The organism is Nocardiopsis sp. iso_40 (assembly GCF_056173285.1).
This window is the reverse complement of record NZ_CM149666.1, coordinates 5,335,792-5,359,061: the sequence shown is the minus strand read 5'-3', so window position 1 is coordinate 5,359,061 and position 23,270 is coordinate 5,335,792. Positions and strand designations below refer to the sequence as shown.

23 protein-coding genes and 2 riboswitches are annotated in these 23,270 nt (G+C 71.4%); of the genes, 9 read left to right on the top strand and 14 right to left on the bottom strand.

Going from position 1 to position 23,270, the window contains the following annotated elements; genetic code table 11:
• Positions 1 to 86: 86 nt before the first annotated feature.
• On the top strand, positions 87 to 635 hold the full coding sequence (locus tag AC0VYD_RS23280) for a DUF6879 family protein (RefSeq protein WP_475477478.1): 549 nt from the start codon (positions 87 to 89) through the stop codon (positions 633 to 635).
• Entirely contained in the window at positions 611 to 1,504 is an 894-nt protein-coding gene (locus AC0VYD_RS23275) for a helix-turn-helix domain-containing protein (protein ID WP_475477477.1), read from the top strand. Before AC0VYD_RS23280 ends, AC0VYD_RS23275 begins: the two co-directional genes overlap by 25 nt.
• Before the next feature lie 60 nt (positions 1,505 to 1,564).
• Here AC0VYD_RS23275 and AC0VYD_RS23270 read toward each other — a convergent pair whose 3' ends face one another.
• Both AC0VYD_RS23270 and AC0VYD_RS23265 read right to left on the bottom strand, forming a co-directional pair.
• Complete coding sequence (locus AC0VYD_RS23270; protein WP_475477476.1) at positions 1,565 to 1,828, bottom strand: DUF397 domain-containing protein; 264 nt, start codon at positions 1,826 to 1,828, stop codon at positions 1,565 to 1,567.
• Complete coding sequence (locus AC0VYD_RS23265; RefSeq protein WP_475477475.1) at positions 1,825 to 2,694, bottom strand: helix-turn-helix domain-containing protein; 870 nt, start codon at positions 2,692 to 2,694, stop codon at positions 1,825 to 1,827. Before AC0VYD_RS23265 ends, AC0VYD_RS23270 begins: the two co-directional genes overlap by 4 nt.
• A 262-nt stretch (positions 2,695 to 2,956) precedes the next feature.
• On the opposite strand from AC0VYD_RS23265, the gene AC0VYD_RS23260 reads away from it, so the two are divergent.
• From AC0VYD_RS23260 to AC0VYD_RS23250, 3 genes are all read left to right on the top strand, one after another.
• Positions 2,957 to 3,538: an ATP-binding protein gene (locus tag AC0VYD_RS23260; RefSeq protein ID WP_475477474.1), complete on the top strand. Its 582-nt coding sequence runs from the start codon at positions 2,957 to 2,959 to the stop codon at positions 3,536 to 3,538.
• Between the two features lie 952 nt (positions 3,539 to 4,490).
• The gene (locus AC0VYD_RS23255) at positions 4,491 to 5,693 is read left to right on the top strand and encodes an AAA family ATPase (protein ID WP_475477473.1); all 1,203 of its coding nucleotides are present in this window, start codon (positions 4,491 to 4,493) and stop codon (positions 5,691 to 5,693) included.
• Entirely contained in the window at positions 5,690 to 6,370 is a 681-nt protein-coding gene (locus AC0VYD_RS23250) for a hypothetical protein (protein ID WP_475477472.1), read from the top strand. The genes AC0VYD_RS23255 and AC0VYD_RS23250 overlap by 4 nt, the downstream gene beginning before the upstream one ends.
• Here the strand turns inward: AC0VYD_RS23250 and AC0VYD_RS23245 are convergent.
• Positions 6,355 to 7,308 (bottom strand): GlxA family transcriptional regulator, encoded by a 954-nt coding sequence (locus AC0VYD_RS23245; protein ID WP_475477471.1) that lies wholly within the window; start codon positions 7,306 to 7,308, stop codon positions 6,355 to 6,357. The genes AC0VYD_RS23250 and AC0VYD_RS23245 overlap by 16 nt on opposite strands.
• Before the next feature lie 70 nt (positions 7,309 to 7,378).
• On the opposite strand from AC0VYD_RS23245, the gene AC0VYD_RS23240 reads away from it, so the two are divergent.
• The gene (locus AC0VYD_RS23240; protein WP_475477470.1) at positions 7,379 to 8,218 is read left to right on the top strand and encodes an alpha/beta fold hydrolase; all 840 of its coding nucleotides are present in this window, start codon (positions 7,379 to 7,381) and stop codon (positions 8,216 to 8,218) included.
• Positions 8,219 to 8,272: 54 nt separating this feature from the next.
• On the opposite strand, the gene AC0VYD_RS23235 is transcribed toward AC0VYD_RS23240, so the two are convergent.
• The 3 genes from AC0VYD_RS23235 to AC0VYD_RS23225 form a co-directional block, all read right to left on the bottom strand.
• A complete protein-coding gene (locus AC0VYD_RS23235; protein ID WP_475477469.1) occupies positions 8,273 to 10,657 on the bottom strand; it encodes a cobyrinate a,c-diamide synthase in 2,385 nt (794 codons plus the stop codon).
• A gap of 71 nt (positions 10,658 to 10,728) precedes the next feature.
• Positions 10,729 to 11,343, bottom strand: a complete 615-nt coding sequence (gene cobO / locus AC0VYD_RS23230; protein WP_475477468.1) for a cob(I)yrinic acid a,c-diamide adenosyltransferase — start codon at positions 11,341 to 11,343, stop codon at positions 10,729 to 10,731.
• Positions 11,343 to 13,457 carry a magnesium chelatase subunit D family protein gene (locus tag AC0VYD_RS23225; RefSeq protein ID WP_475477467.1) on the bottom strand — a complete coding sequence of 705 codons (2,115 nt, stop codon included), beginning with the start codon at positions 13,455 to 13,457 and terminating at the stop codon, positions 11,343 to 11,345. Before AC0VYD_RS23225 ends, cobO begins: the two co-directional genes overlap by 1 nt.
• 28 nt (positions 13,458 to 13,485) lie before the next feature.
• Positions 13,486 to 13,623, bottom strand: a riboswitch (cobalamin riboswitch).
• 54 nt (positions 13,624 to 13,677) lie between these two features.
• Here AC0VYD_RS23225 and cbiE point away from each other — a divergent pair.
• Positions 13,678 to 14,910: a precorrin-6y C5,15-methyltransferase (decarboxylating) subunit CbiE gene (gene cbiE, locus AC0VYD_RS23220; protein WP_475477466.1), complete on the top strand. Its 1,233-nt coding sequence runs from the start codon at positions 13,678 to 13,680 to the stop codon at positions 14,908 to 14,910.
• 202 nt (positions 14,911 to 15,112) lie between these two features.
• A complete protein-coding gene (locus AC0VYD_RS23215) occupies positions 15,113 to 15,715 on the top strand; it encodes a Uma2 family endonuclease (RefSeq protein WP_475477465.1) in 603 nt (200 codons plus the stop codon).
• Positions 15,716 to 15,742: 27 nt separating this feature from the next.
• Here AC0VYD_RS23215 and AC0VYD_RS23210 read toward each other — a convergent pair whose 3' ends face one another.
• The 5 genes from AC0VYD_RS23210 to sigJ form a co-directional block, all read right to left on the bottom strand.
• Positions 15,743 to 16,504: a cobalt-precorrin-4/precorrin-4 C(11)-methyltransferase gene (locus AC0VYD_RS23210; RefSeq protein ID WP_475477464.1), complete on the bottom strand. Its 762-nt coding sequence runs from the start codon at positions 16,502 to 16,504 to the stop codon at positions 15,743 to 15,745.
• Complete coding sequence (locus tag AC0VYD_RS23205) at positions 16,477 to 18,009, bottom strand: precorrin-2 C(20)-methyltransferase (protein ID WP_475477463.1); 1,533 nt, start codon at positions 18,007 to 18,009, stop codon at positions 16,477 to 16,479. The genes AC0VYD_RS23210 and AC0VYD_RS23205 overlap by 28 nt, the downstream gene beginning before the upstream one ends.
• On the bottom strand, positions 18,006 to 18,671 hold the full coding sequence (locus AC0VYD_RS23200; protein ID WP_452542655.1) for a precorrin-8X methylmutase: 666 nt from the start codon (positions 18,669 to 18,671) through the stop codon (positions 18,006 to 18,008). The genes AC0VYD_RS23205 and AC0VYD_RS23200 overlap by 4 nt, the downstream gene beginning before the upstream one ends.
• The gene (locus tag AC0VYD_RS23195) at positions 18,668 to 19,597 is read right to left on the bottom strand and encodes a nitrite reductase (protein WP_475477462.1); all 930 of its coding nucleotides are present in this window, start codon (positions 19,595 to 19,597) and stop codon (positions 18,668 to 18,670) included. The genes AC0VYD_RS23200 and AC0VYD_RS23195 overlap by 4 nt, the downstream gene beginning before the upstream one ends.
• 52 nt (positions 19,598 to 19,649) lie before the next feature.
• A riboswitch (cobalamin riboswitch) is annotated at positions 19,650 to 19,851 on the bottom strand.
• 260 nt (positions 19,852 to 20,111) lie between these two features.
• Positions 20,112 to 21,020: an RNA polymerase sigma factor SigJ gene (gene sigJ / locus AC0VYD_RS23190; protein WP_475477461.1), complete on the bottom strand. Its 909-nt coding sequence runs from the start codon at positions 21,018 to 21,020 to the stop codon at positions 20,112 to 20,114.
• A gap of 204 nt (positions 21,021 to 21,224) precedes the next feature.
• Here sigJ and AC0VYD_RS23185 point away from each other — a divergent pair, with 204 nt between their 5' ends.
• Positions 21,225 to 21,761 carry a GNAT family N-acetyltransferase gene (locus AC0VYD_RS23185; protein WP_475477460.1) on the top strand — a complete coding sequence of 179 codons (537 nt, stop codon included), beginning with the start codon at positions 21,225 to 21,227 and terminating at the stop codon, positions 21,759 to 21,761.
• A 123-nt stretch (positions 21,762 to 21,884) separates the two neighbouring features.
• Here the strand turns inward: AC0VYD_RS23185 and AC0VYD_RS23180 are convergent, their stop codons facing one another.
• The 3 genes from AC0VYD_RS23180 to AC0VYD_RS23170 all read right to left on the bottom strand — a co-directional run bounded on the left by AC0VYD_RS23180 (position 21,885) and on the right by AC0VYD_RS23170 (position 23,240).
• On the bottom strand, positions 21,885 to 22,100 hold the full coding sequence (locus tag AC0VYD_RS23180) for a hypothetical protein (protein ID WP_475477459.1): 216 nt from the start codon (positions 22,098 to 22,100) through the stop codon (positions 21,885 to 21,887).
• A 74-nt stretch (positions 22,101 to 22,174) separates the two neighbouring features.
• Positions 22,175 to 22,387: a hypothetical protein gene (locus AC0VYD_RS23175; protein ID WP_191266771.1), complete on the bottom strand. Its 213-nt coding sequence runs from the start codon at positions 22,385 to 22,387 to the stop codon at positions 22,175 to 22,177.
• Between the two features lie 325 nt (positions 22,388 to 22,712).
• Positions 22,713 to 23,240: a hypothetical protein gene (locus AC0VYD_RS23170; RefSeq protein WP_475477458.1), complete on the bottom strand. Its 528-nt coding sequence runs from the start codon at positions 23,238 to 23,240 to the stop codon at positions 22,713 to 22,715.
• Between the last annotated feature and the right edge of the window lie 30 nt (positions 23,241 to 23,270).

Genomic DNA, 23,270 nt, shown 5'->3' with positions numbered 1-23,270 from the left:
CCCTAACGAAGACCTCAGCAAGGTCACTCTCCTCGAGAGGTGGAACGCCGTGGAGATGCCCTCGTTCCTGCTTACGGAGGTCGCACGTGCTCACTGTGGCTGAACTGCTGGAGTTCTTCGACACCCGCATGAAGCGGTCGGCGTTCCGTCTGGAGACCCTGGAGCAGTACGACGTCGGTTCCGACGGGGGCGACCTCCAGCGCTTCGTCGACGGTGAGCCCGAACCGGATTGGGAGCGGAAGAACCCCTGGCTGGAGACGCTGCGGAAGGAGAGGGAGAACGGCATCCGCCGATACCGAGCACGGGTTCTGCGCTCCCCGCTCAACGACTACCTTCGCTACTCCTGTGAATGGGGCTACGTCCTCAACAGCCAGGCTGGAGAAGAGATCCATGTCCTGGACCTGGCCGAGCGCGAGCTTCCTCCGGAAGTTGTGGACCACGACTTCTGGCTGATCGACGACAAGTACCCCCTGCGCATGCACTACGGCGAGACGGGCGAGTTCATCGGCGGCGAACTCGTAGATAGCCTTGACCGTTACCAGAAGGCCAGGGACGCCGCGCTGGCTGCCGCCGAGCCGTTCGCGCAGTGGTGGGCGCGCCATCCCGAGGAATGGAGAGCAAACCGCTCCGTATGACGGTCCCGCAGAACAACTCCGCCGGTCGCGGCGCCGAAGGCCGCGACCGGCTCGCCAGCGCGTTGCGCCAGGCTCGTGCACGCGCTGCCGTCAGCGGAGTCCGTGCGGGGAGAGCGGCGGGCATGTCCCAGTCCAAAGTCTCCAAGATCGAGCGCGGGCTGCTCCTGCCCTCCGTGGACGACGTGGCGGCCCTGTGCCGGGTGTACGAGGTGGCCGGTGAGGAGCGAGCAGAGTTGCTCGCCCTGGCTGAGGCTCTACGTGAGGAGGCGTCCTCACGGGTCATCATGGCCCGGGGCGTCTCCCAGCTCCAGCGCAGGCTCGCCCTGTTGGCGGACTCCGCCTCGATGATCCGTTCGTTCCACCCGGTCCTGGTGCTGGGGGCTCTCCAGATACGCGAGTACACACGGTGCGTTTTCGCTGACCCTCGCCGAAAGGTCTCGGAGGAGGAGATCGAGGCTTCGATAGAGGCCAGGCAGGAACGGCGCCGAAGCCTGTTCGAGGGAGCCACGCGGCATCGCCTGCTCCTGCCCGAAAGTGCGCTTCGTTGGCAGGCCGGTTCGGCTGAAGTCATGGCTGACCAGGTCGAGGACATTGCGAAGGTCATTGCGAGGGGAGGCAACGCCACAGTTGGGATCATCCCCTGGACCACACCCGTGCACGTCTTCCCCGGTCACGGTTTCAACATCTACGACGAGGACGCCGTCATGGTCGGGACCGAGACCGCGACAGCGACGATCACTGGTGCGGCTGACATCGCGACGTACGTCGAACTGTTCGCCGAGCTGGAGAAGCTGGCCTGTTTCGGGGACGAGGCGATCAGTCACCTGGAACGGATCGCGGGGGAATACCGCGCTCTCGTCCGTAGATGAAGCGGCGCCCCGGCCTGAGGCGGTGCGGTCGGGGCGCCGTGGGGAAGGGCGGTTCGTGGACTACGAACGGTCGATGTGGGCGGAGCGGAGGAAGGCCGTCCACTCGGAGGAGTCGAAGGGGAGGTGCCCGGCGGTGGGGTGCTTGGAGTCGCGGACGGCGGCACCACAGGGGAGGTCGCCGACCTCGACGCAGTTCTGGCTGGCGCCGCTGTAGGTGCTCTTCCGGAAGCTGGCGGGGATGTGCGCGACCTCGACACAGTTGCCGCCTGTCTCTCCGCTGTAGCTACTTTTTCGCCAGTCGAGCTCGGGTGAGCCCTGATTCATCGCAGGTCCTCCATGATTTCCTTCATCCGGGAACGTGAGGGTTCGGGCTTGAGTGCAGCCATGCGAAGGTGTTCAAACGCTATCTGGTGGTTCTTGATCTCCGAAGGTTGCTCCAGATACATCGCTCCAGTCCGGTACTCGAGATAGATGAGACCGGGGTCTGTGGAAGCAGGGAACCCTAAGATTGAGAAGCTGCCCAGCATTCCTGCATGGGTCCCGCTCGGTTGCGGTAGGAGCTGAATGGTGATGCGTGGGTAGAGACTCAAGTCGAGGATGTGTTGAATCTGCTCGCGCATGATCGGTCGCCCGCCGACCTCTCGGCGAAGGCTGGCCTCGTCGAGGACAGCCCAAAGCCGGATGGCTTCGTCTCCCACGAGGATGCGTTGCCGGGCCATGCGCACGTTGACCAGCTTTTCGATCTCGTCCTGGCTTTGTTCTGCGACCCCGCCGCCGATGACGGTGTGCGCGTAGTTCCTGGTCTGCAACAGTCCGGGAATCAACTGGGTTTCCCATGTATAGACCTCCGATGCTCCCTGTTCCAGCCCCAAGTACAGCGAGAACCACTTGGGCAACGCGGTGCCATCCTCCTGCTTCTCCCACCAGCCTTTTTTCTTCGCGTTGCGCGCAGCCTGTAGGTAGTGCTCTTGGCGCTCCTCGGGAACTTGGTAGAGATCGAAGAGGATCTCTTCCAGGTCGCGAGCACGTGGGGCAACCACCGCCGTCTCGATGTAGTGGAGCTTGCCCTGGGTGCATCGGAGCTTGGCAGCGACCTCCTTCCGGCTGAGGCCCGCCTCCACCCGTAGGCGTTTCAGCTCGTGGGCAAGCCAGCGTCGCCACACGGTCGGGCTTGAACCCATCTGCACCATCCTGTCTGTCCGGAAGCAGTCGATCGAACGTTAGTCGGCTCGGCTTCGGGCTTCAGGCGCTTGGAGAAACCTGGCTGGCCAGATTGGGGAATCGCTGGCGAAGCCTTGATGGACAGTCTATATTGAAAATCAATCTTGACTATCAAGATGATGAGGCGGTGGCAGAGCTCCGCGCGGCGCAATGGGAGGAGAACGCGGGAGCTCGTAGCTGTACAGCCGGTGCCTCTGTACCCAGTGGTCCATGCCAAGGAGTGTGTTCGTCATGCCGTCAACCGCACCCGCACCCGCACCCGTGTCCACCCTCGCGCCCGTGCCCGTCCAGGGGGAGGCCACCGTGCCGCTGGCCAGCTTCATCCGCCCCTTCCAGCGGCACTACTTCTCCGGGACGCCCGAGCGCCCCAACTACCGGGCGCGCAGCTACGACTTCGCCGGAACCCCCGCCGTGATGCCGCTGGTGCGCGCCTTCCTGGACACCTGCGCCGCCACCGAGTCAGACGACTACCGCTACCTGTTCACCCTGCTCGGCAGCGAGCTCGCCAACAACGCCATCCGCCACACCCTCTCCGGGCACCCGGGCGGCAGCTACACCCTGCGCGTGCACCGCCACAAGGAGGGTCTGCACCTGACCTGCCGCGACCGGGGCGGACTGCGCACCCGCAACGCACCCCTGGTCCCCGACCCTCGTGGCCTGGACCCCAACACCGAATCGGGCCGGGGCTTGGCCATGATCGACGCCCTGGCCACCGACTGGGGCGACAACGGCAACGCCGAGTACCGCAGCGTCTGGCTCTACCTCGCCCACGACCTGGACCACAGCTACTGGAACAACACCACCGGGCTCTGAACCACCGGCGCCCACCAAGCACTCAGCACCACACATGCCCCACGCATGAGACGGGCCCAGGAAAGCGCGCCAACGCTTGCCCTGGGCCCTGAATCCCCCAAACCCAACACGGTCATATGCAAGGAAAGAGGATCTGATGTTCAACCCTATCCCGAGGCCCCGCCGCTCCGACGACTTCCGCCTCCTGCCGCCCCTGCCTCGGAGGAACCCCCTGGTGGGCCCCGCGTGCCGGGTCTGTGATCACCCCTCCTGCCGACAGCGCCGTGCCCAGCGCCTGCCCCGCCTGGGCGGCCACCGCTCCGAATACGCCCGCGAACACGCCCAGGCCGCGCAGCTCCAGGCCCACCCGTCGCCCGCCACCACCCTCAACGGACGCCTCCGGCGAAGCCCTGATTCCAACCGCCACCTGGTCATCTGGTGGGGCGAGGCCACCCAGTCGTTCTGGGCCGCCACCCCCACCGGCATGATCGAGGCCCCCGACGTCGACACGCTCCTCCTGGCGCTACCGGCCCGCCCGCAGTTCGCCTACCGGCTCAGCTCTAAAGCGAAGTGTCCCGGGAAAACATGTGTCGGTGACGACCTCCGGGATAAAGTCCCTGGTGAAACGGCTTACTCCCCGCGTGTGCGGGGATGGTCCCTACGCGACTAGTCGCGTAATTCTGCGATTCCTATGCTCCCCGCGCACGCGGGGATTGACCGGCTTGGACTCAAGGGGGCACGCCTGACCACCCAGTGAGCCCCGCGCCTGCGGGGATGAGCCCGGGGCTGGGAAGGTCGAGCCACGGTCGTCATGGCGCTCCCCGCGCACGCGAGGGTGCGCACTACTAAGGTGCTTAGGGGTTGTGTTCAAAGGCTGTCTCCGCGCAAGCGGGGACGGGTCCTACCCACGACACCTCCCTCTTCGGTCCGAGTGGAACGACGACAACGAACGCTGGGAGCTATGCACAAGCGCTTGCTGGAACTCGAAGTCCAGAACTTCCGAAGTCTGCGCCAGGTCAGCATCCCGCTTGGCCCTCTCAACGTCTTGGTAGGGCCCAATGGCGTGGGCAAGACCAACCTGTTGGACGTCTTCCGCTTCCTGGCCGACATCATCCAGACCGACATCGAGCCCGCTCTGGAAAGGCGTGGCGGCTTCGAGAGCACGGCGTTCCGTGGCGGGAGCCGACCCCCCTCCAACATCCGTATCCGGCTCAAGGCGACGTGGACGAAGCACAGCAGCCCCAACGCGCCCGATGAGTACGCGCTTCAGATCACGAGGCGTCGCAGGGAAGGCAAGGACACGCTTTCCCGCCAGGAGAGCTTCCAGTTCAAGAGGACCAAGGGGCGCGGGCGCCGCATCACCATCCAAGGTGAGAAGGCGCAGGTCGTGGACACGCGCAGGAGTGAGGACGAAGATCCGGTCACCCGCTCCATCGGCCTGCAACGCTTCAGCAGCGGTCTGTCCACCCTGCCGCGTCTGAGCGACGACGCAGGGGGCAGTGAGGTCGCCGCTTTGGCCGAAGGGCTCGCAGCGTTCCGTGTGTTCGACGTGGACGTGAATTCGGCTCGCTTCCCCTCACGGTTCGCCTTCGGTGCTCTTCCCGAGACCGTGCTCACGGAAGACGCCTCCAACCTCGCTCTTTCCCTGTTCGCGCTCAAGAGGAATGACCTTGGTGCGTGGCAACGGCTGGTAGCTGACGCCAGGGAGGTACTGCCCCAGCTCGAAGGCATCGACTTCGAGTTCCCTTCCGGGGCAGCACGTGAAGTCATCGTGGTCCTGCACGAGTCCGGACTTCGTGTTCCCACTCAACTGGCGGACGCCTCTTACGGAACCATCCGGCTCCTCGGACTCCTCGCGCTTCTGTACGACCCGAACCCCCCTGCTCTGACCTGTATCGAGGAGATCGACCACGGGCTCCATCCCCAAGCGCTGGAACTCCTCGTGGAACGTATACGTGAGGCGAGTGAGCGTACTCAGTTCCTCATAGCGACCCACTCGCCAGCACTGGCTGACAGACTCAGACCGGACGAACTCATCGTCTGTGAGCGGGGTGAGGACGGGGCGTCTCGGATCCCGGCGGTGTCTCAGGAACGGCTGGAGGCCATCGTGAAACGGAGCGAGGGCCTTCCCCTGGGGGAGTTGTGGTTCTCGGGGGTCCTGGGCGGTGATCTGTGAGTGGTCGGGGCCAGACTCGACGCAAAGGGCGCCCCAGGGGCGTCATCGTCATCGCGGGTGAGGACCGTAACGACCGGGAGAGCCTGAAGGCCCTCCTGGAGGAGAAGTATCCGGAGCAACGCGGAAACGTTGTACAGATCAAGGACCCCGTCCGTCTGCACAGGGCAACGGGCGCGAACCTCACCCATCGGGTCCGCTCCATCCTCAGCAAAGCGGAGGGTGTCGCGGAAAAGCAGGGGCCGGGGACTCAGGTCGGCTGCCTCTACGTGCACGAGGACTTCGACGCCGTTGACGGCCCTGCCTATCGGGAAGCCCATCAGCGTGTGGAACAGGAGATCCACCGTCAGATGGGCCGCGGACACTACGTCCTCGCGGTCGCCGAGATGGAGGCATGGATGCTTCTCTTCCCCGCCGCGCTGCCCAAGGTGGTGAAGGCGTGGAAGCTCCCCGCCAAGCACGTGGGCAAGGACACCGGACGCTTCCCCGACCCGAAGAGCATCCTCAAGCACGAGGTCTCGGGGGCCAAAGGGCGCAGATACACCGAGTCCGATGCACCTGCCGTCTTCCGTGCCGTCGTTGAGGGCGGTCACCTGGGCTCGCCTCAGGGAACCAACAGTTCTTGGAAGCGGTTCTGGTGGGATGCCGAGCTGTGCGGACGGGATCATCTCGGCAGATGAAAGGACCGCCGGTAGGCACCGGGCGTCGTGCCGAAGCCCGCACGGAAGCGGCGGCGCAGATTGACCGCTGAGGCCAGCCCGACCCGGGCGGCGACGGCCTCCACCGGAAGGTCGGTCCGCTCCAACAGGTCCCGCGCCGCGTCGAGGCGTCGGCGGAGCAGCCACTGCCCCGGACTGGTGCCCAACTGCTCCGTGAACCGCCGGGCGAGGGTCCGGCCGGACACCCCGGCGCGTTCGGCGAGCCGGTCGACGGTCAGCCGGGTGCCGAGCCGGTCCGCGGCCCAGTCCAGCAGCGGAGCCAGGGACTCCTCCGCCCGGGCCGGGACGGGCCGCGCGGCGTGCTGGAACTGGTTCCCCTCCCGGTGCGGTGGCAGCACCATGTTCCTGGAGACCTGGGCCGCGTACGCCGCGCCGTGGTCACGCCGCACCAGGTGCAGGTACAGGTCGATGCCAGCCCCGGTCCCGGCGCTGGTCGCCACGTCGTCGTGGTCCACGTAGAGCACACCGGGGTCCACGCGCACCTCGGGGAAGTCGGAGGCGAGCCGGGCGGCGTGGCGCCAGTGCGTGGTGGCGCGGCGGCCGTCGAGCAGCCCGGCCGCGGCGAGGACGAACGCCCCCGTGCAGGCGGAGACGATCCTGGCACCCCCGCGGTGGGCGGCCCGCAGCGCCTCGGTGACGGTCGGTGGCACCGGTGCGGCGGGCGGTCGCCGACCCGGGACGACCACGGTGTCCGCCTCGCTGAGGGCGTCCAGCCCCGTGTTGACGATCATCGGGTACCCGGCGGTGGTGAGGAGGGGGCCGGGGGCCTCGGCGCAGATCCGGAAGTCGTAACGGGTAGGCGCGTCCGGCGTGGCCATGCCGAAGACCTCTGCGGCGCAGGCGAGTTCGAAGGGGGACTGGGGCGGGTTGAGCAGTGCCACGACCCGGTGCAGGCTCATGGCACGAATGTACCCATGGGTGTCCTACCGGGCTCTGTGCCCGTGATCCGGTTCCGGCCACAGTGGTCCCATGAGCGAAACCACCGAGACAGGCGTGCGGAGGGCCGAGGTCCGGACCGGGAGCGGGACGGCCAGTTACCTGACCGCGGGAGGGGACGGCCCGGCCGTGCTGCTGTTGCACGGAACCTACTGGAGCCGGGCCTGGCTCCCGGTGTTGGGCCGCCTTGGCCAGGCGGGGCTGCGGCCCTTCGCGCTCGACTTCCCCGGGCTCGGGCGTTCGGGAGGCGAACTCACCCCGGTAACGGCCGCCGTCCCGGCTCTCGCGGACCGGGCGGCGGAGTTCGTGTCCGCGCTGGGTCTCTCCGGGCCCGTCGCGGTCGCGGGACACGACATCGGCGGCGCCGTCGCCCAGCACCTCCTGGTCCACGGCCGGGTGGAGGTCTCCCGGCTGGCCCTAGTCAACTCGGTCACCTACGACTCCTGGCCGGTGCCCGGGGTGGCCCGGTTCCGGGACCCGGCAGTCGTCGCGGCGACCACCGCCGAGGAGTTCCTCGCCGCCCGCCGAAAGGCGGTGACGGCGGCGCTGGCCGGTGCCGCCACCGAGCGGCTTGTCGCCGACTACCTGGACCCGTTCATCGACCCGCGGGTCCGACGCTCCTGGATGGCGCTGGCGGGCGCGGCCGACAAGTGGTACACCCTCGACCTGGTCCCCGGACTGCGGCGGTCCACGGTGCCCAAGCTGCTGGTGTGGGGCGAGGACGACGGCTTCCAGAAGGTGGAGTACGCCGAGCGGTGCGCCGCGGAGATTCCGGAGAGCACACTCGTCCGGGTTCCGGAAGCGGGACACATCCCGATGGAGAACGCCCCCGACCGGGTCGCCCGTGCCCTCGTCGAATTCTTCGCCGGGTAGTGCTCGCCGAGCGGCCGGGCCGGGGACCGGCTTGCGAACCAGGCGGTCCTCCCGCTACATCCCCGCCAGGGCGGCGAGCAGCTTCCGTGTGGTCTCCGGCGGGCGCACGGCCACCCGCACCCAGGCGGCGTCCAGCCCCGGGAAGGTGTCGGCCCGGCGCACGGCGATGCCCTGCTCGCGCAGCCGCGCATGGACTCCTTCGCCCGCCTTGACCAGTACGAACGGGGACCGGGAGGGCACGAACTCCAGCCCCGCCCCGCGCAGGCCGGACTCCAGGTCGGCACGCCAGCCGTCGAACTCCTTCGCCCGGCGTTCCGCCTCCGCGTCCGCCTCCCCACCCATGCAGGCGACGGTGGCGGCGATCGCGGGCGCCGACACCGACCAGGGCGTCTGCACCCGGGCCAGCTCGCGAACCACGGCCTCGTCACCGACCGCGTACCCGGCCCGGATGCCCGGGACCGACCAGTGCTTGGTGAGGCTGCGCAGCACCACCAGCCCCTCGATCCGCTCACCGGCCAGGGACTCCGGTTCCCCGGGCAGCGCGTCCATGAACGCCTCGTCCACCACGACCAGCCGCCCGGGGCGGCACAGCCCGCGCAGCGCCTCGGCCGAGTGCAGGACACCGGTGGGGTTGGTGGGGTTGCCGACCATCACCAGGTCCGCGTCCTCGGGAACGGCGGCGGGGTCGAAGGCGAACCCGTCGCGCTCCGCGCAGAGCACGGTGGTGACGGTGTGCCCGGCCTGCTCCAGGGCGGCGTGCGGCTCGGTGAACTGTGGGTGCACGACGACGGGACGCTTCCACGGACGCAGCCGCGCGACCAGGGTGAAGGCCTCCGCCGCGCCCGCTGTCGGCAGGACCTCGGCGGGTTCCCGGGAGTGCCGACGCGCGACGGCCCCGCGTGCGGGTTCGGGGTCGGGGTAGACGCCCGCGTGGTCCAGGCCCTCCCGCAGCGCCCGGTCGAGCCAGGCGGGCCGCCGCCCGGGGTGGACGTTGACGGCGAAGTCCAGCAGCCCGCCGCGCGCCTCCACGTCGCCGTGGTGGCGGAGCGGGTCGGCCAGCGGCGCGACGCCCGCTCCGGCGGTCCGGGCGGCGGGGGAGGGCCCGGGCGCCGGGGCGACGGCCGGGGCGGTGCGCACGGCCCCGGCGAACCTCGCGGCGAGCTCCGGGTGTCCGGCCCAGTGCGTGTGCAGGTAGGAGGCGTGCAGGCTCGGGGAGGCGAAACCCTCCGGCGCACCGTCGATCTCCCAGGCCGGGCGGTCCCCGTGCCCGGGTGTCAGGGCCGTGCGGTGGAACTCGTGGCCGGTGATCCTCTCCCCGGCCCGGGTCAACAGGGTGTCCCCGGGCGAGACCGCATCGGGATAGCGCAGGGTGAGCCGCTTCGTCATCCGGGCGTGCGCCGGGATCGCCCCAGCCATGCCGTGGCCGTCGAGTGATTCCGCGAGGTAGAGCAGGCCCGCGCACTCGGCGACGGTCGGCACCCCGTCGCGGACCGCCTCGCGCAGCTCGGCCAGCAGGCTCCGGTTCGCGGCGAGTTCGCCCGCGTACACCTCCGGGAAACCGCCGCCCAGGTAGACGCCCCGGGTACCGGTCGGAAGCCCGGTGTCCTCCAGCGGGTCGAACGCGACGACCTCGCACCCGGCTGCGGTGAGCAGCTCCTCGGCCTCGGTGTAGCGGAAGGTGAAGGTCCGGCCCCCGGCCACGGCGACCACCGGGCGGTCGCCCCCGGCGGGCGCGGCCACCTCCGCTGCCGGGTCCCAGGGGCGGGCGTCCAGCGCGGGCGCCGAACGGGCCGCCTCCAGCAGGGCGTCCAGGTCCACGTGTTCGGCCACGTGCTCACCGAGGCGTTCGACCACCCGGGCCGACCCCTCCCGCTCGGCGGCCGGAACCAGCCCGAGATGCCGGGACGGGCTGGCGATCCGCTCGTCGCGGGGGACCACGCCGAGGACGGGCAGGCCGACCGAACGGGTGATCTCGGCGACGTTGCGCGCCGAACCGGCCTTGTTCAGGATCACGCCGACGACCTCGACCGCCGGATCGAAGTCCGCCATGCCCCTGACCAGCGCACCCACCGAACGGGACATCCGGGACACGTCCACGACCAGCACCACCGGGGTGCGGGTCAGGGCCGCCACGTGCGCGGAGGAGGCGAACCCGTCGGTGCCGATCCGCCCGTCGTGCAACCCCATGACGCCCTCGACGACGGCCGCGTCCGCGCCCCGGGCCCCGTGCAGGAGCAGCGGCGCCACCCGCTCCGCACCGACCAGGTGCGGATCGAGGTTGCGGCCGGGGCGGCCGGTGGCCAGCGCGTGGTAGCCCGGGTCGATGTAGTCCGGGCCGACCTTGTGGCCGCTCACCGCCAACCCGGCGTCTCCCAGCGCGGCCATCAGCCCGGTGGCGATCGTGGTCTTGCCCTGCCCGGTCATGGGCGCGGCGACCATCAGCCTCGGCAGGGGCGTCGGCGGGGTCGCGGGTCGGGGTGGCTCCGTCGGCCCGGAGGCCGCCGGGGTCCTCACCACTCGATCCCCCGCTGGCCCTTGCGGCCAGCGTCCATCGGGTGCCTGACCTTGGTCATCTCGGTGACCAGGTCCGCGGCCTCCACGAGCCCGGGGTCGGCGCGGCGGCCGGTGACGATGACGTGCTGGCGGCCCGGCCGGTCCCGCAGGGCTGCCACGACGTCGTCGGCGTCGACCCAGCCCCAGTTGATCGGGTAGGTGAACTCGTCGAGGATGAGCAGGTCGTGCGTCTGCTCGGTGAGCCTGCGCTTGATCTCCGCCCAGCCCTCGGCCGCGTCCGCCGCGTGGTCCTCGGTGCTGCCCTTGCGGCGGCTCCACGACCAGCCCGAACCCATCTTGTGCCACTCCACCGGACCGCCCTCGCCGGTCTCCTCGTGCAGCTGACCCAGGCGTTCGAGCACGGTCTGCTCGCCGATGCGCCACTTCGCCGACTTGACGAACTGGAACACCCCGATCCGCCAGCCCTGGTTCCAGCCGCGCAGGGCGAGCCCGAACGCGGCGGTCGACTTGCCCTTGCCGTCTCCGGTGTGGACGGCGAGCACGGGCTGGTTGCGGCGCTGCCGCGTGGTGAGCCCGTCATCGGGGACGACGAGCGGTTTGCCCTGGGGCATCAGGCGGCCCTTTCTCTCACGGCGGTGCTCAGCGCGTCGGCGCTGACCTCGCTGACGGGGAGGTGCTCGGCACCCATGCGGGTGGCGAGGGCTGCGGCCAGGCCCAGCCGCATCGGGCCGGACTCACCGTCCACGACGACGGTGGCCACACCCAGTTCGGCGACGTGGTCGGCGGCCGCCAGCGAACGGCCGACCGACCCCCGGCCCCCGGTGGCCCGGCCGTCGGTCACCAGGACGAGCAGCGGACGCTGCCTCGGGTCGCGCAGGCGCTCGCGCCGCAGGATCCGGGCGGCCTCCAGCAGGCCCTCGGCGAGCGGGGTGCGCCCCCCGGCGGGCAGTTCGTCCAGGCGGGCGGCGGCGGTGTCCACCGAACGGGTCGGCGGCAGCACCAGTTCGGCCCCGGTCCCCCGGAAGGTCACCAGACCGACCTTGTCGCGGCGCCGGTAGGCGTCCAGGAGCAGGGACAGGATGGCGGTCTTGACCTCGCCCATGCGTTTGCGCGCCGCCATCGAGCCGGAGGCGTCCACACAGAACAGCACCAGGTTGCTCTCCTGCCCCTCACGCACCGCGACGCGCAGGTCGCGGGGGAGCAGGCTGACCCGGCCGCCGCCGTGCGGGCGGGAGGCCGCCGCCTTGACGGTCTCCACCAGGTGGAGCGAGCTCCCCGAGCCCCCGCCGGGGGGTTCGGCCCCGATCCGGCGGCCCCGGGTGCCGAGGGCGCGGCTGCGCCGGCCGTCCGCACCGATCCCGGTGCCCCGGGCGGTGAACGTCCGGGGGCGGTAGGGGGTGCTCGCCCCGACCGTGGTGCCCGGCGCGGGCCGGGACCCGTCGCCCTCGGCCGCCTCGGTTTCCTCCGGTTCCCGGGCCGGGTCCTGGGCGTCCTCCGGGCCCCGGGGCTGTGCGGGGGGCTGGTCCGGTTGGCCGGGTCCCGTGTCCGGCCCCTGGGATGGGTCCGCCTCCGGGCCGTCGGTGGCCGGGTCGCCGTCCTCCTCGGGCCCGCAGTCCCGGCCGGGGGCGGGGTCGTCGGAGTCCTCGGGGCCGTCGGAGCCGCCCGGCGGTTCCGGGTCGTCCGGCGGCGGCTCCTCGTCGCCCAGGATCCGGTCCAGGAGCTCCTCGTCCAGCCCCGGCGCGTCGAACGGGTTCCGTCGGCGCCGGTGCGGCAGGGCCAGCAGGGCGGCGCGGCGGATGTCGGCCCGGGTGACCGAGGTCCGGCCCTCCCAGGCGGCGTGCGCCAGGGCCGTGCGCGCGGTCACGATGTCGGCGCGCAGGCCGTCCACCTCGAACGCCGCGCACACCTGCGCGATCTTCAACAGCGCGGCGTTGGACAGGCGGGCGTGCCGGACGGTCTCCCGGGCCGCCGCGATCCGCTCGGCCAGGGCCTTCTCGGAGGCGCCGTAGCGCTCCGCGAACGCGGCGGCGTCGGAGTCGTAGGCCATCCGCCTGCGGACCACCTCGACCCGGGCGGCCGGGGCGGCGGGCGCGGCCACCTCGACGGTCAGCCCGAACCGGTCCAGCAGCTGCGGGCGCAGCTCGCCCTCCTCGGGGTTCATCGTGCCGATGAGCAGGAACCGGGCGGCGTGCTCCACCGAGAACCCGTCCCGCTCCACGGTCACCCGGCCGGTCGCGGCGGCGTCCAGGAGGAGGTTGACCAGGTGGTCGTGGAGCAGGTTGACCTCGTCGACGTAGAGGAGGCCGCGGTGGCTCCGCGCCAGCAGCCCCGGTTCGTAGGCGACCTGGCCGTGCGTGAGCGCCTGCTCCAGGTGCAGGGAGCCCAGGACACGGTCCTCGGTGGCGCCGACCGGGAGTTCGACCAGGCGCACCGGGCGGCTCTCCACGGCCGTGCCCGCGGGGAAGGGGCCGTCCGGTGACTCCTGCGCGGGGTCGGCGGGGTCCACGGAGAAACGGTCGCTCCGGTAGACCTCGACCGGCGGCAGCAGGGAGGCCAGGGCCCGGACCGCGGTGGACTTGGCGGTGCCCTTCTGGCCGCGGACCAGGACACCGCCGATCTCCGGGGAGACGCTGGCCAGCACGAGCGCCAGGCCCAGGTCGTCGAGTGGGTCGGCGTCGCAGCCGACGATCGCGGAGAAGGGGTAGTGGGACGTCCGCAATGGCATGTGAGGCTCCCGCTCGTTTCGCCATCGGTCATGGGCGGGTGCGGGGCCGGTCTTCGGACTTACCGAGTCCTCCTGTCCGGAGGCTCGGCTCACCGCAGCGGGCCTGTGCCGGAATCTCACCGGGCTTCCCAGATTCTCCCCGGGCACCGTCCCCACCGTTTCCGATGGCTGGGCAGCCGGGGCACCTCACACCTTCGGCCGCCACGATAGCGTCCTGCCCATGAAGGTCGAGACGTCCCCTCCCCGAATCACCGTCGTCGGCGTCGGCGCCGACGGCTGGCAGGGCGTGCCCGAGAGGCTGCGCGAGCTGGTCCTGGCGGCCGACACGGTACTGGGCGGGCACCGGCACCTGGCCATGCTGCCGGCCGTGCCCAGCCAGGAACGCCGCGCCTGGCCCTCCCCGCTGCGCGAGGGCCTGCCGGGACTGCTCGCCTCCCTCGAAGGCCGCGCCGTCGTCGCGCTGGCCTCCGGTGACCCCCTGGTGTCGGGGATCGGCGGCACCCTGGTCGAACTGCTCGGCGCGGACGCGGTGCACGTCGAACCCGCCGTCTCCTCGGTGTCCCTGGCCCGCGCCCGGATGGGCTGGCCGGCGCAGGGGTGCGCGGTGCTGACCCTGGTCGGGCGCGATCCGCGGCTGCTGATGCGTGAACTGGCGCCCGGCCGCCGCGTCCTGGTGCTCTCCTCCGGTGCCGCCACCCCCGGGACGGTCGCCGCCCTGCTGGCCGGCGCGGGCTACGGGGCCAGCCGGATGACCGTCCTCGGCGACCTGGGGGCGGCCGCGGAGTCACGGCTGGAGAGCACGGCCCACGACTGGCTCGGCGCCCCGCCCGGGGAGGTCCCCGCACTGCACGTACTGGCGGTGGAACTCGCCGGACCGGCGGGGTACGGGCTGGCCACAGGGCTGCCCGACGAGGCCTTCGAGCACGACGGGCAGCTGACCAAGCGGGACCTGCGCGCCTGCGCCCTGGCCCGGCTGGCTCCCGCGCCCGGGCAGCACCTGTGGGACGTGGGCGCGGGCGCGGGCTCGGTCGGTATCGAGTGGATGCGCGCCCACCCCGCGTGCACGGCCACGGCGGTGGAGGCCGACCCCGGGCGCGCCGACCGGATCGGGCGCAACGCCGGGCGGCTCGGCGTCCCGGGTCTGCGCGTGGTCACCGGCCGGGCACCGGACGCGCTGGCCGGGCTGGGCGCCCCCGACGCGGTGTTCGTCGGCGGCGGCGCCACCCGGCCGGGCGTGCTCGACACCTGCCTGGACGCGCTGGGGCCGGGCGGCCGACTCGTGGTGCACGGGGTGACCCTGGAGACCGAGCAGCTGCTCGCGGACGCCTACCGGCGCCACGGCGGGGAACTGACCCGGATCGCGGTGGAGACAACCGCGCCCATCGGTACCTTCACCGGCTGGACCCCCGCCCGCACCGTCACCCAGTGGTGCCTGACCGTGCCCGACCGGTGACGTTCGGAGTGAGCCGGTCGGTCCCGGCTCCCGGGATTTCCACCACGGGCATGCCCGTGCTCCCTCCCCGGCGTTATTCCGGCCGTGTGGAGGGTCCCGAACCACCGCGCTCGGCGACTTCCTCGACGAGCCACCGAACGCTCGTGCCGGAGATCGCGTCCGTGTCGTCACCACCCGCCACCGGCATCACTCAGGGGGCCACATGACCGTCACAGAGCACCACCCGCCGCCCGGCATGCCAACGTTCCCCATGGGGACTGACCTGTTCGAGCACCTCGCGGAACAGGCGTTCGAGGCCGACCGTGTTCGTATGGAGATGTTCAGCGGGAAGGTCCGGGTCCACAAAGTGACCGACGGAGCCCACGCGGGGATCCTCACCTGGCTGATGCGTGAGTTCATGGCCCACCGTCCCGATCTGGACCTCCTCACCAGCGGGCTGGGCATCAAGGTCGATACCCACCGCAACGGTCGCGCCCGCCCCGACGGTGTCCTCGTTCCGATCGGTCACTTCGACCAGGCGGGGGAGTGGGCCGAACCGGACGGCGTCCTGGCCGTGGTCGAGGTCACCTCCTGGGATCCCGACACCCACGCCCGCGACCGTGTCGAGAAGCCCGCCGCCTACGCGGAGACCGGTATCGGCGTCTACCTGTTGGTGGACCGCGACGCCAACGCCGTGGTGGTGCACAGCCGCCCTGTCCGTGGCCAGTACCTGGACCGAAGCGCCCACTCCTACGGTGAGGCCGTGCCGATCCCCGGGGCCGGCCTCACCCTGGACACCGCCGGGCTCAAGCGCTTCACCCACTGAGGCGGTCGCCCCGGAACTGTGCGGGGCTCAGCGGGGCCGGGCCGGGTCGTACAGGTAGGACTCGCCGCCTTCGGCGTCGAGCGCCCGCCCGACCAGCACCACCGCGGCCTGCCGCAGCCCCGACTCCGCCACCAGGTCGGCGATGGTGGCGACGGTTCCGCGCAGCACCGCCTCCCCCGGCTGGCTGGCCCGGTAGACGACCACGACCGGGCAGTGCGCGCCGTACTCGGGCTCGATCTCGGCCATGAGTTCGCGTACCCGCCGGATCGCCAGGTGCAGCACCAGCGTGGCGCGGGTCGCCGCGAACGCGCTCAGCGACTCGCTCTCCGGCATCGCCGTCGAACGGGCACTGGTCCGGGTCAGCACCACCGACTGGGCCACCAGCGGCACGGTCAGCTCCCGGCCCACCAGCGCCGAGGCGGCCGCGTAGGCGGGCACCCCCGGGGTGACGTTCCACGCCACACCGTGCGCGTCGAGGCGGCGGGTCTGCTCGGCCAGCGCCGAGTACAGCGAGGGATCACCCGAGGTCAGCCGTACGACGTCCCGTCCCGCACGGTCCGCGGCGACCAGGTGTTCGGTGATCCGGTCCAGGTCCAGGCCCTGGGTGTCCACCAGTTCGGCCCCGGGGGCGCAGTGGGTGAGGACCTCCGGGTCCAGGTACGTGCCGGGGTAGAGGACCACGTCGGCCGCGTTGAGCATCCGCGTGGCGCGGACGGTGAGCAGGTCGGCTGCTCCGGGCCCCGAACCCACGAAGTGCACGGTCACGGCTTCACCCACCTCGGTGTCCATACCCGGCCCGAACGGGAGAGGCGGGTTCCGGAGGCGCCGACGATCAGCAGGCAGCGCATGTCGATGTCGGCGGGGTCGAGCTCACCCAGCGTGGTCACCGTCAGGGACTCGCCCTCCCTGCCGACGTTGCGGCCGACGACCACCACGGTTTCGCGTTTGCGGTGCTCCAACAGGACCTCGCGGGCGGTGGCGACCTGCTCGGTCCGCGAACGCGAGGCCGGGTTGTAGACCGCGAGCACCATGTCCGCCTCTGCGACGGCGCGCAGACGGCGCTCGATCACCTCCCAGGGCTTGAGCCGGTCCGACAGGCTCAGCACCGCGAAGTCACCGCCGACGGGGGCGCCCGCCCGGGCCGCGACCGCCTGAACGGCGCTGACACCCGGCAGCACCCGGACCGGAACATCCGAGTAGGCGGGGTCCTCGGCCGCCTCGAACACGGCGGTGGCCATGCCGAACACACCGGCGTCCCCGCCGGAGACCACGGCCACGCGCTCACCGTCACGGGCGAGCCCGAGCGCGAGGCGGGCGCGGTCGATCTCGACGGTGTTGCCGGAGGCGTGCCTGGTCAGGCCGGGGCGCTGCGGGACGCGGTCGACGTAGGGGCCGTAACCCACCACGTGGTCCACCTCGGCCAGCGCGGCGGAGGCCTCGGGGGTGAGCCAGTGGTCGGGGCCGGGGCCCAGGCCGACGACCAGCAGTTCGGCCGCCGTGCCCCCGGCCGCAGCGGCCGCGGGCTCCGGCCCCGACACGGGATCCGGCACCGCCCGGTCCCGGGACCTCCTGCCGTTGCGGCTGTCCCCGGTGACCAGGATCAGTGAGAAGTACGGCACCGTCGCCGGGTCGACCTCGGCGACAGGCAGCCGCCGCTCCCCGGTCATGGAGGCGCGCTCCACGTACACCGCGTGCTCCGACCGCCCGGCCGCCTCCAGGGCGCGGCACACCGCGGGGAAGGTCCGGCCCAGCTTCATGATCACCGCGGCGTCGGTGTCCGCCAGACGGCGGGCCAGCTCCGGCTCGGGGAGGGTCCCGGGCAGCACGGTGAGCACGTCGGTCTGTCGGACCAGCGGTGCCGCCGCCGCTGCGGCGGCCGCGCCGAACGCCGGGACCCCGGGGACGATCTCGGTCTCGTACCGTTCGGACAGCCGGTCGTGCATGTACATGTACGAGCCGTAGAACAGCGGGTCGCCCTCGGAGAGCAGGACGACGTCGCGTCCGGCGTCCAGGTGGACGGCCAGCCGTGCGGCGGACTCCTCGTAGAAGTCGGCCAGCGCACCCGCGTACCCGCCCGGGTGGTCGGTCGTGCCGGTGGTCACCGGGTAGGTGAGCTGCTCCTCGACCGCGGAGGCCGGGACCAGGTCCTCGGCGATGCGGTGGGCGTTCGACCGCTTGCCGACCCCGGCGTGGTAGGCGACGACGTCGGCCGCGCGGATGAGGCGGGCCGCCTTGAGCGTGATCAGTTCGGGGTCGCCCGGACCCACACCGACCCCGTGGAAACGTCCTCTCACTCCTCCTCCTTGGCGAGTGCGTTCAGAGCTGACGAGGTCATCGCGGACCCTCCGCGACGGCCGCGGACCGTCACGTACGGGATGTCGGTCCCGTGCCGGTCGGCGAACTCGGTGAGCGCCTGTTTGGACTCGGCGGCACCGATGAAACCGACCGGGCAGCCGACGATCGCGGCCGGTCTCGGCGCCCCGTCGACCAGCATCTCCAACAGGTGGAAGAGGGCGGTGGGCGCGTTGCCGACAGCGACCACGGCACCCTCCAGCAGGGGTTCCCACAGGGACACCGCGGCCGCCGTGCGGGTGGTTCCCCACTCCCGTGCCAGTTCGGGGACGCGTGCGTCGCCGAGGAAGCAGAGCACCTCGTTGCCGCCGGGCAGGCGGCTCGCGGTCACCCCGGCGGCCACCATGCGTGCGTCGCACAGGATCGGCGCGCCGCCCTCCAGGGCCGCGCGGGCCGCCGGAACCAGGTCGGGGTGGACCACCAGGTCGTCGGCGAGGCCGACCTGACCGGTGCCGTGGATCATCCGCACGGCGAGCCGTTCGGCGTTGTCCGGCAGGTGCCCCAGCCGGGCCTCGCGACGGATGGTGGCGAAGGAGTCGGTGTAGATCGCGGGGCCGTCGTCGACGTACTCGTAGTGCCGGTTCGGTCGGCGGGGGGCGGTCATCGGACCTCCCCGGGCACCAGAACCCCGCGCCAGGGCGTGACGACCAGCTCTCCGTGGCCCGCGGCGGTCGCCCGCTCGGCGAGCTCCTCGACGGCGGAGCGGTCCAGTCCCCGGTCGGTGACCCGCAGATGGAGCCCGTCCCCGGGCAGCGGCCCGTACGGCAGGGGAGGCGAGGGTTGTGGCAGCCGAGGGTCGGGGGCCGCCGGCGCGGCCAGCGGAGCCGGGAGCTCGGCGACGTGCCAGGGAGCCGTGGGGCCCTGACCGCGGCGTTCCAGGAACTCGTCCGCGAACCGCAGCAGTGCGGCGGGCGCCTCGTCGAGCGGTACCACCGGGCCCCAGTGCCCGCCGATCCGCAACTGTGCGATCCCCTCGTCCAGGGCGACGAGCCCAAGGTCGCAGGGGCGGTCGAGCAGGTCCCCGGATCCGTCGTCCAGCACGAACAGGAACCGTCCGGGCAGGTCCGCGCGGCGCGGCACGGAGCACAGCATCGTGTCCAGGGCCGAGGCGACGGGCCGCAGGTCGGCCCGCCCGCCGCCCGGCACGGCACCGTCCGGGCGTGCCGGGTCCTTCGGCCCCGTGCACGGGGAGACCATCACGTTGCGTACCAGTTCGTGGCTGGCCGAGGGCAGCAGACCGGTCCCCTCCAGGTCCCGGAGCACCTCGGACCCCAACCGTCCCGCGTTCCCGGGCAGGGCGCGCAGTTGCAGGTTCGCGCGGCCCGTGACGTGGACGCGGCCGCTGCCGTGCCGTTCGGCCACGGAGGCCAGAGCCCGCAGTGAGCGGGCGCGGAGCCGGCCGCCGATGAGCCGGAGCCGGACCAGCAGACCGTCGTCGGCGGCCCAGGGCCTCAGTGCGCCGGGGCAGCGGTCGCGCCGGGTACGGCTGTGGGGGGTTCGGGCGGAGGGCGGGGTGCCGGGCAGGGACATGCACGTCTTTCGGGTCAGGGGCTTGTTCGCGGGCCCGCGGATGACTCGGCGGAGGTGTCCGCCGCTACCGGCAGGTCTTCGGACTCGGAATCGACCGGTACGGGGCGCCTTCCCGGAGTTCTACTCCAGTGGCTGCCCGGGGGACCACCCCGGACGTGCCCGTCCGTCATCCTCACCGCTGCGCGTCAGTCCCGGAATCGCACCGGGTTCCCTGCCCCACGGACGTGGGGTTCGACCGGTCCGACGAGGGTATCGTGCCACCTCGCGGCTCGTTCCGGCGGACCGTGTCCGGGCGCTCCCTCCGTCCCCGGTGCCTCCGACCCGCCGACTCCGCACGCCCTATCCCAGGTCGGCGAGGAACTGCCGGGTGCCCGGCGGCCATGGCGGGCGTGCCGCCTCCTCGGCCGCAGGAGGACCGGCGTCGGGGGTCGCGCTGGGTTACCGACGGGTTTCCACCGGCCCGGATCCACCGGGATCCGCGCCGCCCCCGCCCACGACGGCGGTGTCCCCGCCCCTAGGACGGGCCGGCGGTCCGCAGACGCGACATCTTGTCCGGGTTGGCCACCATGTACACGTGCCGGGCCCGGCCCTCGAAGACGTCCAGGGTCAGCACCGTGATCGGGACCCCCTCCACCGACAGGACCGCGGCGGGGCCGCCGTTGACCTCGGTGACCTCCGTGTGCAGCGGTGCCGTGGGCGCCAGGCCCAGGGACCGCAGGAAGCGCGAGGTGTTGCGTTCCCGGGACACCGCGGCCAGGAAACGGCCCACCTTGTCGGCGCCGCGGATCACCCGCAGGGGCGCCGGGGCCCTGCCGCCGCTGTCACTGACCAGGGTTGCGTCCTCGGCCAGCAGTCCCTTGAGCCCGTCCAGGTCGCCCTCCGCGCAGGCCCGGAGGAAGCGTTCGGTGATGCGGCGGCGCGCCGCCCGGTCGGCCTCGAAACGGGGGCGGCGTTCCCGTACGTGGTCCCGGGCCCGCCGGGCCAACTGCCGGGTGGCCGCCTCGTTCCGGTCGATGACCCGGGCGATGTGCGCGTAGGGCAGTTGGAAGGCCTCGTGCAGCACGAACACGGCCCGTTCCAGCGGGCTGAGGGTCTCCAGCACCACCAGGAGCGCGAACTCCACGGAGTCGGCGAGCTCGGCCCGCTCGGCCGCGTCGGGCAGCTCGCTGACCGGCTCGGGCAACCACTCGCCCACGTAGGACTCGCGCTGGGCACTGGCTTTGCGCAGCCGGTCGATGGAAAGCCGGGACGCCACGGTCACCAGGTAGGCGCGCGGGTTGTCGATCCCGTCCGGATCCACCCGGGACCAGCGCAGCCACGCCTCCTGGACCACGTCCTCGGCGTCGTCCGCCGTTCCCAGGATCCGGTAGGCGACCCCGTTCAGCAGGGGGCGGTGTTCCTCGAAGACCTCTGTTGCCGTCATGTCGGGGAAGACGTACCACAGCACGCCTGGCGTGACATGCCCCTGACCGGTTCCGGCCAGGGGCGTGGGATCGGGCGGGTGTGACCAGGAGGGGCGGCCGTCCGGCGGACGGAGGGCGGCCGACGGCACCGGCAAACGGCTTGCACCGCCCCCGGCGCGGTTCTAGGTTGGCGCGACCCGAGCTGTCAGTGAGAGGGGCTGTGATTGTACCGAGTACGGGAGTGGAACCGGGGCGACGCCGACCGGCTGTTGACGGCCTTCGCCTGGGAGGAGCTGGCCAGGCAGGAGAGCGACGTGCCGCGGACCCCGGACGAGGCCCTGGAGTGGATCGCCGGGCGGGCGGTCCTGGCCAAGGAGCGGGACGTGCACGGGTTCGCGGTGGTCGACGGCCAGGACAGGGCCCTCGGGCACGTGCAGGTCTCGGTGTCCAGCCGCAGGCACGAATTCGGCTGGCTGTCCTACTGGACGCACCCGGCCGAGCAGGGGCGGGGCGTGGCCTCGGCCGGGGCCAGGCTTGCCACGGAGTTCGCCTTCGACCGACTGGACCTGTTCCGGGTGGAGACGGGCCACCGGCTGAACAACCCGGGGTCGTGCGTGGCCGCGCGGCGGGCGGGTTTTCGCCCTGAGGGTGTCGAGCGGGCCAAGCTCCGCTACGGGACCTCCCGTTACGACACGGGGATGCACGCGCGGCTGGTGACGGACCCGGTGGAAGGCGTGCCGGAGGGTGTCTGCGGCGGGTGACCGCAGGACCGTGCGGTGGGCGTGCACGCCCGGTCCTGCCCGCTCCACCGGGGTGGGACGACGAACGCGGGGCACGGTGTAGGAACACCGTGCCCCGCGTCATCCGCGCTCTGGGAGCGTGGACTACCAGTTCTTGACGGAGATGCCCGAGGTCTCGGTGCTGGAGATGACGTTGCAGCCCTCGGAGCTGAAGCCCGCGAAGGAGATGACGTCGGCGCAGATCGGCACGGTGATGTTCTGGATGTGGGCGTTGTTGTCCGCGGCGGCGGTGCCGGTCATGGCGCCCAGGGCGAGGCCGGTGGCGAGGACGAGGCCGGAGACGGCGGTGATGCGCTTCATGTTGTGCTTCCTCTTCGATTCGTTGTGTGTGTTTGGTTCTGGCAGGTCTGACGGGCGGCCGCGGCGACCGGGTGCTAGTCGTGGACGGAGATACCCGAGGTGGAGTTCCAGTCGACGACGTTGCAGCCGCTGGCGCTGAAGCCGGAGGCCTTCAGGACGTCCAGGCAGACGGGGACGGTGATGTTCTGGATCTGGGCGTTGTTGTCCGCGGCGGCGGTACCGGTCATGGCGCCCAGGGCGAGACCGGTAGCGAGGACGAAACCGGAAACCTTGGCGATACGGGTCATGGTGGTTACCTTTCGGAAGTGCAAAACAGGTTGGCTGCGGCCGCCGGAATTAACTTAGCGTAGCTAGGCGCGTGCTCGAAGTAGTTTTGGGGAAGATTCCAGAGATCACAAGGAATTTCTTCGGCTTCACGACAGACATGACGGACATGTCGTCTCTTCGCTCCTGGCTGAGTTACACAACCGAAAGCATGTCCCAGACACGCTTCTGGCGAATGCATCGGAATCACACACTGTCCGACATGGCTCGCCGTGGGCGCACGAAGGCGGACATAGAAAAGGGCCCGCACGGTGATCGTGCGGGCCCCGCGTTCGCGGACGGGCTCGGTTACCAGCCCTGCTGCTGTCCGTAACCCGGGTACGGCTGCCCGTAGCCGGGCTGCTGGCCGTATCCCGGCTGCTGCTGCCCGTATCCCGGGTACTGCTGCGGGTCGTAACCGGGGTACGGCTGCTGGTGCTGTCCGTAGCCCTGGCCGTAACCCGCGTACGGGTCCTGCTGCTGAGCACCCGTCGGGTACTGCGGGTAGGGCTGCTGCTGCCCGGACTGGTCCGGCTGGTGGGGCTGCCTGGCCTCGGCCTGCTCGTTCCCCCCGCCCTTCGCGGACTCGTCCGGACGGAAGATGAACAGGCGGGCGGCCGCGGACTCACCGCTCTCACTCGGGGTGGTCAGTTCCAGGCGCCACCCCGCCTCCTCGATGCCCTCGAGGATGCGGGTCAGTCCCGGGCGCAGCTTGCTGGAAGCCTCGTCGTAGGCGTTGACCTCGAGCTGGATGATGAACATCCGGCGCTTCTGCTGCGCGGCGACCTTGGCGTGCTCGACGACCGTGCTGTCGCGCACGACCTGTGTGACGCTCATGAATAACCGTACCCATCTGCTCTGCGGAGC